The sequence below is a fragment of the uncultured Pseudoflavonifractor sp. genome, assembly GCA_904419835.1.
Classification (GTDB): Bacteria; Bacillota; Clostridia; order Oscillospirales; family Oscillospiraceae; genus Pseudoflavonifractor.
Genome location: CAJFTA010000075.1, coordinates 1 through 8,961 on the forward strand (window position 1 = coordinate 1; position 8,961 = coordinate 8,961).

Genomic DNA, 8,961 nt, shown 5'->3' on the forward strand with positions numbered 1-8,961 from the left:
CAAAAGTCCTCGCTCCGCTCGCCGCAAGCCTTGCACGGCAAGGCATTGCGGGGCATTCGATTCCACGCGAGGCGGGCGGCTGCCCCCTCGCGCTCCCCCGCCCCGGCGCAGGCGAATTCTGTTCAATCGAAGTTTTTTGACACGCTGAAGCGGGCCCCGAAGGGCCCGCCCGTGCCGCTGTCCGGCGGGAGAGGACGGCTCAGCAGCAGCCGCAGCCGTCGTTGCAGCCGCAGTTGTTGCCGCAGCCGCAATTGCCGCCGCAGGAGCTGCCGCCCCAGCTGCCGCCGCAGCAGCAGCACAGAAGGATGATAATCAGGATGATCCACAGGCAGCTGCCGCCGCCCATACCGTTGTTACCACAGCACATGTAGATATTCACCTCACATTATTCTGAGGAACCGGGGGCTCAGGCCGCCGTTCCCTTCACGCCCCATACTATGTAGGGGCGTGATCCGTGGTGACAGGAGGGCGTTTGATTTTTTCTTGTGCAATGGATAGGAGTTGAAGCAATGTCTCACTACGAAGGACGGCGGGAGGTGCCCCGCCGCCAGACCCATGAGGGCGGCGGAAGCGCCGCGCCGCGGAGGGAGAGCAGCCGGAGGCCCCGCCGCCGGCTGGGCGCCTGGGGCGCGCTGCTCTATGTGGTGCTGGTGATCGGTATTTCGGCGCTGCTGGCGGGCCTGGGCTGGATTTGGGCCAGCGATGTTCTGGCGCTGAACAAGGCCGAGGTCACCGCCACCATCACCCTGCCCGACGATATATTCACCTACACCGAGACCACCAACGAGGAGGGGGAGACCGTCACTGTCTCCAGCGCCGACGTGGGCTATGTGGCCGACCAGCTGGAGCAGAACGGTATTATTGAGTACAAGTGGCTCTTCCAGCTCTTCTGCGGCTTTACCGGCGGCAAGGAAAAGATGACGGCAGGCACCTACACCCTCAGCACCACCATGGATTACAGCGCCATCATCCGCAATCTGAGCGCCAAGTCCTCTGCCCGCACGGAGGTGACGGTGGTCATCCCCGAGGGCTCCACGCTGACGCAGATCTTTGAGATCCTGGAGGAAAACGGCGTGGCCACGGTAGAGGAGCTGACCGATACTGCGGCAAACCACGATTTCAAGTTCTCCTTCCTCAAGGATGTCCTGCCCCTGGGCGAGGCCACCCGGCTGGAGGGCTACCTGTTCCCGGACACCTATATCTTCTACCAGAATATGGACCCGGTGCAGGCGCTGAACAAGATGATCCTCCGGTTTGACGAGGTCTTTACCGAGGAGATGCGGGAGGAGGCGGCGGCCAATGGCCAGAGCATCCACGACATCGTCACCATCGCCTCCATGATTGAGAAGGAGACCACCGGCAACGACCAGACCGACATCGCCGAGGTCATCTACAACCGGCTCTACAACCCCACCTCGGAGACGGCGGGCTACCTGAACATCGACGCCACCATCCAGTATATCCTGCCCGAGCGGAAGGAGAGGCTGACGGCGGAGGACCTGGCCATCGACAGCCCTTATAACACGTATCTGTACACCGGCCTGCCTGCCGGTCCCATCGCCAGCCCCGGACAGGCCTCCCTGCGGGCCGCCATGAATCCCTCGGGCAACGGCTACTACTTCTATGCCCTGGGCGACGACGGCGAGCACCACTTCTTCAGGACCTATCAGGAGCAGGAGAATTTCAGAGCGACCCAGGAGCTGTATCAGAATGGATAAGAAAAGACCGGAGCTGCTCTGTCCCGCCGGGGACATGGAGCGGCTGAGAATGGCGGTGGCCTACGGGGCGGACGCCGTCTATCTGGCGGGAACCATGTTCGGCATGCGCTCCTTTGCGGGCAATTTCACCCCCGAGGAGCTGAAGGACGCCGTGGGCCTGTGCAGGGCCCACGGCGTGGCCGTGCACATTACCTGCAACACCATGCCCCGCAACGACGAGGTGGCCAGACTGCCGGAGTGGCTGGAGTACCTGGACCAGATCGGCGTGGACGCGGTCATTGTGGCCGACGTGGGCGCCCTGGCCCTGGTGAAGCGCCACGCCCCCCATGTCCGGGCCCACATCTCCACCCAGGCCAGCATCGTCAACTACCAGTCCGCCTCCGCCTGGCACGACCTGGGCGCCAGCCGGGTCATCCTGGCCCGGGAGCTGACCCTGGACGAGATCCGGGAGATCCGGGCCAAGACCCCCAGAGAGCTGGAGATTGAGTGCTTTGTCCACGGGGCCATGTGCGTGTCCTACTCGGGCCGCTGCCTGCTGTCCAACTACATGACGGGCCGGGACTCCAACCGGGGGGCCTGCGCCCAGCCCTGCCGGTACAAGTACGCCCTGATGGAGGAGAAGCGGCCCGGGGAGTACTTCCCGGTCTACGAGGACGAGAAGGGCACCTACATCATGAACTCCCGGGACATGTGCATGATCGACCACATCCCCGAGCTGGTGGAGGCCGGCGTGGACAGCTTCAAGATTGAGGGCCGGGCCAAGAGCGCCTACTACGCCGCCATTGTGGCCGGGGCCTACCGCCACGCGGTGGACGCCGCCCTGGCGGGCGAGCCGCTGGATCCGGTGTGGCGGGACGAGGTGGAGCATATCAGCCACCGGCACTACTCCACCGGATTCTTTTACGGCCAGCCCGGCCAGTTCACCGAGGATGCCCGGTACATCCGGGACTGGCAGGTGTGCGCCCTGGTGGAGTCCTGCCGGAGCGACGGCACCGCCGTCCTCTCCCTGCGCAACAAATTCGCCGTGGGGGAGGAGCTGGAGTTGGTGGGGCCGGACGTGCGCCCGGAGCGGTTCACCGTCTCCGCCATGGCCGACGGCGACGGGCTGCCCATTGCCGAGGCCCGCAAGCCCCAGATGAAGCTGACCATGAAGCTGCCCCGTGCCGTGCCGCCCCTGTCCCTGCTGCGGCGGCAGGCGTCGGGAGAATAAGGAGGAAGTTCCGTGCTGGAGTACAAGTTCGACACCCAGCTCCTCATCGCCGGAGAGGACCTCTCCGAGGAGGAGATTCACGACTATATCGCCCAGAACATTGAGGGCGACTGTCTGCTGGCCTTCGGCGACGAGGACCTGATCAAGATTCACTTCCACACCAACACCCCCTGGAAGGTGCTGGAGTACTGCGCCTCCAAGGGCGACATCCACGACATCGTGGTGGAGAACATGGAGCGGCAGGAGAACGGCCTGAAGGGCTGACGGCCCGGAGATGGAAGGAAAGGTGAGCCGCTTGCGCAAACCCAAACATGTCCGGCGGCTGGACTTCGACCTGATCCGGGTGGCCTCCATGGCCGCCGTGGTCTACCTCCACACCGCCGCGGGCGGGCTGCGGCAGTCGGAGGACATGGCCCTCTGGCACCTGTCCAATCTGCTCTCCTCCCTGGCCGTGGCGGCGGTGCCGCTGTTCTTCATGATCTCCGGCGCCCTGCTGCTGGGGTCGGAGAAGACGGATGACCCGGCCTATCTGCTCCGCCGCCGCCTGCCCCGGGTGGCGGTGCCGGGGCTGTGCTGGTCCCTGCTGGTGGTTGGCGGGGTATGGCTGTCCCAGGGCGGGGAGGCGGCGCTGCTGAAGCTGGTGAACCTGCCCGGCATCTCGGTCATCACCCCCTACTGGTTCCTCTACGCCCTTATCCCCATGTATCTGCTCTCGCCGCTGCTCAAGCGGCTGACCGACCACATGGAGGAGCGGCATTGGCGGTACCTGCTGGGGCTGTGGGTGGTGGTCACCCTGGGTCTCAACCAGCTGAGCAGGTTCCTGCCCGACCCCTGGTACGCCCTGCTGCGGGAGAACCAGACGCTGAATGTGAGCCTGCTGGAGGGGTACCTGGGGTATTTCCTGCTGGGGGCCTGGCTGGACCGGATGGAGAGGCCCCCTGCCCGCCGGATTCTGCTGGCCGCTGCCCTGGGCAGCTGGGCGGTGATAGCCCTGGGCACCTGGGGTGTCTTCCTCGTGACCGGCGTCTACGGCGAGCAGTTTGCCACCTACCGGGGCGTCTTTACCATGGTGCTTTCCGCCTCGCTCTTCCTCCTGTTCCGGGATGCGTTCCGGGGCCGGAGAAGCGGACGGGCGGCAGTCCTGCTGTCCGCCTGCTCCTTCGGCGTGTACCTGGCCCACCCCATGGCCATTGAGCTGCTTCAGAAGCTGCTGGGCGGCGGCCTGACCGTACCCGGCCAGCTGGCGGTGTGGCTGCTGTCTCTGGCGGGCTGTATTCTGGGCGTGGTGCTGGTCTCCAGTGTGCCGGGGCTGTGCTTCCTGGCCACAGGACAGCGCTTCCGGGACGCCTGCCGGGAGAGCAATGTGTTCGCCCTCCTTCGAATGCGCCATGGAAAGAGCGGAAAGCGGCTGGCGGAAAGGCCGCCCCAATAAGCGATAAAAAAACAGCACCGGATGGAAATCCGGTGCTGTTTTTTGCTTATACGCTCTGACGGATGCAGATGTGCAGATCGGTAAAGAGCTTAGACTTGGGGACGGTGCCGAAGGCCAGGTAATCATAGAGCATCTGGAGGGGCATGGAGCCCTGAATATCGGGCTGCTGGACAATGGTGGCGGAGATAAGGCCGCTTTTCAGCAGCTCCTGCTGGGCGGGGGCCAGGTCATGGGTGATGACCGACAGGCTGCGGCCCCGGGCGGCCCGGTGAATCTCCTGACACACCCCATAGTCCCCCATGTTGACAATGTAGAGGGCCTTCATGTCGGGGTTGTGCTCCACCAGGCGCGCCACCTCGGTGAAGTCGCCGTCGTGGAACAGGGCGGGCATGCCGCCGTCCGCCATGGTCAGGCCGGGGTAGGTGGCGGAGAGCTCCCGGGAGAAGCCGCCCATCCGTCCGGCAAAGGTGGGGGAGTTGGGGCCGTCGGCCGTGGCGACGCCCACCAGGCCGCTGCCCCCGGTGCACAGGGCCGCCAGCCCCGCCGCCACCCGGCCGGAGTGGACATAGTCGCAGCCCACATAGGCCAGGTGGGGCACAAAATCCTCGTCCAGGTTGAAGAACACGGTGGGCACGCCCTTGACGTTCATGCGCTGGATAAAGGACATAAAGGACGTGGTCCGAAGGGGCAGAGCGGCGATGCCGTCCGGACGGCTCTCCTCCACCTCCCGGAAGATCCGCTCCAGATAGGGCGCGTCCAGCTGCCGGATGAGGTAGAAGTCAACCGTCACGCCGAGCTCCCGCAGCTCGGCGGCCTTGTCCCGGGCGGCGTGGAGGATGTCCAGGTGAAAGACAAACTCCGGGCCGTGGAAGATGAGAAAGGCCAGGTGGAGCCGGCGCTTCTTCACGGCCAGCATCTGGCCGGCCATGTTGGGCCGGTAGCCCATCTCCTCGATGAGGGCCCGCACCCTGGCCTCGGTCTCCGGGTTGACGCCGGACCGGTTGTTGAGCACCCGGTCCACCGTGCCCCGGGAGACCCCGGCCCGCTTGGCGATGTCCTTTATGGTGACCATAAACCCTGACCTCCCTCGCGCTGCTCAGGCCTGCTTGGCCTCAGGAAAGATGACCTTGTTGACAAAGAAGAAAATGACCATGGAGATGCCGCCGTTGAGGACCACGGTGCCGATATTGTAGATAAAGTCGGGCACGAACATGCCGGCCACCGCCACCCAGACGCAGTTGATGGAGTTGACGATGCAGTTGATGACCACGAAGGCCACCACATACCAGGCGATCTGCCAGGCCAGGTTCCCCTTGCTGCGGAAGACGAAGTTGCGCTGGATGGGGAAGTTGATGATCTCGCCGATGGCCATGGCGATCATGTAGGCGCAGAAGTAGCCCAGGCCGCCGTGGGCGGCGTCATAGCCGAAGATGTTCCACTGGAAGGTCTCCCCGAACAGGGTCACCGGGATGCCCGGCCAGCCGAAGTCCACGTTGGACAGGCTCTGAAAGGCCAGGGGCAGGAACTGGAGGATGATGTACTTGAGCACCGTCACCAGGTTGCTGACGATGACGAACAGTCCGCCCTCACGGATCCACTTGGCGGCCTTGGGGTGGTTTCCAGCGAAATGATTCCACCAGCCCACCAGGCCGGTCTGCGTCTTTTCGGTAGCCATATCAGTTTTCTCCTTTCACATTGCCAGCCTGAGCCAGAGCCAGGTCGGTGGCTTTCTTAGCCTTGATCATCCGGGAACGGGCGGAGAGCAGGTGGCCCACACCCTTGAAGAAGTGGCCGTTGAAGATCTCCACCAGCGCGGCGGACATGTCCATGTCGAAGGCGCCGCCCATCATCTTGGCCACGCCACGGAAGGGCATGTTGTAGATGAAGAGGATGTTCAGGTCGGGAGTGCCCTTGGCCTCAGCCTTGTTCTTCAGGTGGGTGAGGATGGCGTAGACCAGACGGCCGATCCAGCGCTTGGCGTAGAAGAGCTGGGAGAAGGTGTCGTTCATGCCCAGAGGAGCGGAGCGGTCCCACTTGGCGGGGGGAATGGGGCGGCCCAGCAAATACTCAAACTCGGCATCGCCCACGTCGCTGACCTTACCGGAGCAGTAGCTGGACAGCTTGCTGAGGTCGTAGGGGGCGGGGGCGTCGGTGCCCTTCACAGCCACGGTGGCGGTGAGGCGGATGTCAGCGCAGGAGGCGCCCACCCGGATCTCGTAGCTGCCGCTCTCCACCTCAAACCTGCCGGTCTTTACGTTGAAGTAACGGAAGGCCTTGTCGTCCAGCTCCACGGTGACGGTCTTGCACTCGCCGGGGTTGAGGAACACCTTCGCAAAGCCCTTGAGCTCCTGCTCGGGGCGGAACACCACGCCGCCCTTACGGGAGACGTAGACCTGGGCAATCTCCGCGCCGGGGACGCTGCCGGTGTTGGTGACGGTGAAGGTGACGGCCTTATCGGTGGCCCGCAGGTCGGCGTAGGCGAAGGTGGTGTAGCTCAGGCCGTAGCCGAAGGGGAAGCGGACGGGCACCTGGGCGGTCTGGTAGTAGCGGTAGCCGATGTACAGGCCCTCCCGGTACTCGGCGGTGGCCTCGGTGCCGGGGAAGCGGCGGTAGGCGGGGGTGTCCTCGTACTTCATGGCCCAGGTCTCGGCCAGCTTGCCGGAGGGGTTGACCTTGCCGGTGAGCACGTCCACCACGGCGCCGGCGCCGGCCTGGCCGCCCAGGTAGCCGTGGACCACGGCCTTGCAGCTGTCCAGCCAGGGGGTCTCGATGGGCGCGCCGCCGGAGAGGACCACCACCACGTTGGGGTTGACCTCGGCCACGGCCTCAAGCACGTCGATCTGGTTCTGGTGGATCTTCATGTGCTTCCGGTCCAGGCCCTCGGACTCGCTGATCTCGTCCAGACCCATGTACATGAGCACGACCTCGGCGTTCCTGGCCAGCTCCACAGCGGCGCTCTTCCTGGCCTCGTCGGCCCCGCCGTGGCGGAGGAAGCCGGGCTCAAAGCCCACCAGTTTCAGGCCGCTGCCGGATTTGATGACGGAGAGGGCGCAGTCCAGCTTGGTGGGGTTGACCATGCTGGAGCCGGCGCCCTGGTACCGGGGGGTCTGGGCGAAGTCGCCGATGACGGCCACGGAGGCGCCCGCCTTCAGGGGAAGAATATTGTCCTCGTTCTTCAGCAGCACGATGGTGTGCTCGGCGGCCTTGCGGGCCATGGCGTGGTGGGCCTCCACGTCGAACTCCTTGGGGGCGTCGGCGGGGATGACGGTGGCGAAGAGCACGTTCAGATACTCGTCCAGCCGCTGGTCAATCACATCCTCGGACAGGGCGCCGGCCTTCACCGCCGCCACCAGCTCCCGGTCGCTGTTGCCGCCGGTGGCGGGCATCTCCAGGGCGTTGCCGCAGCGGGCGCCCTCGGCGCGGTCGTTGCTGCCGCCCCAGTCGGTGACCACAAAGCCGTCAAAACCCCACTGGTCCACCAGGATGTCCCGCAGCAGCTCCTTGTCCTCGTTGGCGTACTTGCCGTTGATGCGGTTGTAGGCCGACATGATGGACTGGGGGTGGCCTTCCTTCACGGCAATCTCAAAGCCGGTCAGGTAGATCTCCCGGTAGGTCCGCTGGTCCACCACGCTGTCCGAGTGCATCCGCAGGGTCTCCTGGCTGTTGGCGGCAAAGTGCTTGGGGCAGGCCGCCACGCCCTGGCTCTGGATGCCCCGGATGTAGGCCGCCGCCATCTTGCCCGCCAGATAGGGGTCCTCGGAGAAGTACTCAAAGTTGCGCCCGCACAGGGGGGAGCGCTTCATGTTCAGGCCGGGCCCCAGCAGCACGCTGACGCCCTGAGCCCTGGCCTCCTCGCCCAGCATCCTGCCCAGCTCCTCGCCCAGCTCGGGGTCCCAGGAGTTGGCCATGGTGGCCGCCGTGGGATAGCAGGTGGCGGGCAGCGAGGCGTTCAGGCCCAGATGGTCCGCCGCACCCGCCTGCTTCCGCAGTCCGTGGGGGCCGTCTGAGAGAAACATCCCGGGGATGTTCAGGCGCTTCACGCTCTTGGTGGTGAAGTTGCCCTCGCCGCTCAACAGGCTGCACTTCTCTTCCAGGGTCATTTTCTTAATTAAGTCCGCGTATTTCAATCCCTTACACTCCTTTTCCGGAACATGATGTCCCCTGCTGCCGCTCTCCTGTGCTCGAACACGGCCTTTATGCACAGTATAGCAGAAAGAAAAGCAAATGGGACGTGTTTGACGTAATCGGTATGTTTACGTGCGTAAATTGCAATTTGGGACGGGGCACGAAGGGAAATCCGGGCCCCAGATACTGCCAGGCCGCCTGCCGAAAAGGCAGGCGGCCGGAGGCAATCAGGTATTTGCGGTGCCGGAGACGGTGCAGACAATGCCGGTCTGGAGATTCTCCACGTCCATGGTGTAGTTGGAACCGTCGGAGGTGGTGGCGGTGAAGCTGCGGGTGTCGCCGGTGAGGGAGATGGAGCCGTCGTCGTTGAGGGCCCAGGTGCCGGAGTCGGTCTGGATGCCGGAGTTCTCGGCGTTGTAGTCGAAGGCGACGGTGAAGGTGTTATCGCTCATGAGGACCACGTTGCAGACCAGCCA

General features: G+C 64.6%; 9 protein-coding genes. 4 read left to right on the forward strand and 5 right to left on the reverse strand.

The window, feature by feature from the left end:
- Positions 1-199: 199 nt before the first annotated feature.
- Complete coding sequence (locus QZY67_RS10905; protein ID WP_294534310.1) at positions 200-367, reverse strand: hypothetical protein; 168 nt, start codon at positions 365-367, stop codon at positions 200-202.
- Positions 368-509: 142 nt separating this feature from the next.
- Between QZY67_RS10905 and mltG the strand changes: the two genes are divergently transcribed.
- The 4 genes from mltG to QZY67_RS10925 are packed head-to-tail and all read left to right on the forward strand — an operon-like array spanning position 510 to position 4,360.
- Positions 510-1,718, forward strand: coding sequence for an endolytic transglycosylase MltG (gene mltG / locus QZY67_RS10910; RefSeq protein ID WP_295370267.1), 1,209 nt, complete (start codon positions 510-512; stop codon positions 1,716-1,718).
- A complete protein-coding gene (locus tag QZY67_RS10915; RefSeq protein ID WP_295370269.1) occupies positions 1,711-2,928 on the forward strand; it encodes a U32 family peptidase in 1,218 nt (405 codons plus the stop codon). The genes mltG and QZY67_RS10915 overlap by 8 nt, the downstream gene beginning before the upstream one ends.
- A 12-nt stretch (positions 2,929-2,940) precedes the next feature.
- Positions 2,941-3,192, forward strand: a complete 252-nt coding sequence (locus QZY67_RS10920; protein WP_006571412.1) for a hypothetical protein — start codon at positions 2,941-2,943, stop codon at positions 3,190-3,192.
- A gap of 31 nt (positions 3,193-3,223) precedes the next feature.
- Positions 3,224-4,360: an acyltransferase gene (locus tag QZY67_RS10925; protein WP_295370271.1), complete on the forward strand. Its 1,137-nt coding sequence runs from the start codon at positions 3,224-3,226 to the stop codon at positions 4,358-4,360.
- Between the two features lie 46 nt (positions 4,361-4,406).
- Here QZY67_RS10925 and QZY67_RS10930 read toward each other — a convergent pair whose 3' ends face one another.
- From QZY67_RS10930 to QZY67_RS10945, 4 genes are all read right to left on the reverse strand, one after another.
- Positions 4,407-5,432, reverse strand: coding sequence for a LacI family DNA-binding transcriptional regulator (locus QZY67_RS10930; RefSeq protein WP_295370273.1), 1,026 nt, complete (start codon positions 5,430-5,432; stop codon positions 4,407-4,409).
- 24 nt (positions 5,433-5,456) lie between these two features.
- Positions 5,457-6,035, reverse strand: a complete 579-nt coding sequence (locus QZY67_RS10935) for a hypothetical protein (protein WP_295370275.1) — start codon at positions 6,033-6,035, stop codon at positions 5,457-5,459.
- A 1-nt stretch (position 6,036) separates the two neighbouring features.
- Complete coding sequence (locus QZY67_RS10940; protein WP_295370277.1) at positions 6,037-8,487, reverse strand: glycoside hydrolase family 3 C-terminal domain-containing protein; 2,451 nt, start codon at positions 8,485-8,487, stop codon at positions 6,037-6,039.
- Between the two features lie 225 nt (positions 8,488-8,712).
- On the reverse strand, positions 8,713-8,961 hold a 249-nt coding region (locus QZY67_RS10945; RefSeq protein WP_295370279.1), incomplete at its 5' end, for a hypothetical protein.

Excerpts from the sequence above, each read along its gene's own strand:
- QZY67_RS10930 (WP_295370273.1), bottom strand. The coding sequence starts at position 5,432 with ATGGTCACCATAAAGGACATCGCCAAGCGGGCCGGGGTCTCCCGGGGC.
- mltG (WP_295370267.1), top strand. The coding sequence starts at position 510 with ATGTCTCACTACGAAGGACGGCGGGAGGTGCCCCGCCGCCAGACCCAT.
- QZY67_RS10935 (WP_295370275.1), bottom strand. The coding sequence starts at position 6,035 with ATGGCTACCGAAAAGACGCAGACCGGCCTGGTGGGCTGGTGGAATCAT.
- QZY67_RS10905 (WP_294534310.1), bottom strand. The coding sequence starts at position 367 with ATGTGCTGTGGTAACAACGGTATGGGCGGCGGCAGCTGCCTGTGGATC.
- QZY67_RS10915 (WP_295370269.1), top strand. The coding sequence starts at position 1,711 with ATGGATAAGAAAAGACCGGAGCTGCTCTGTCCCGCCGGGGACATGGAG.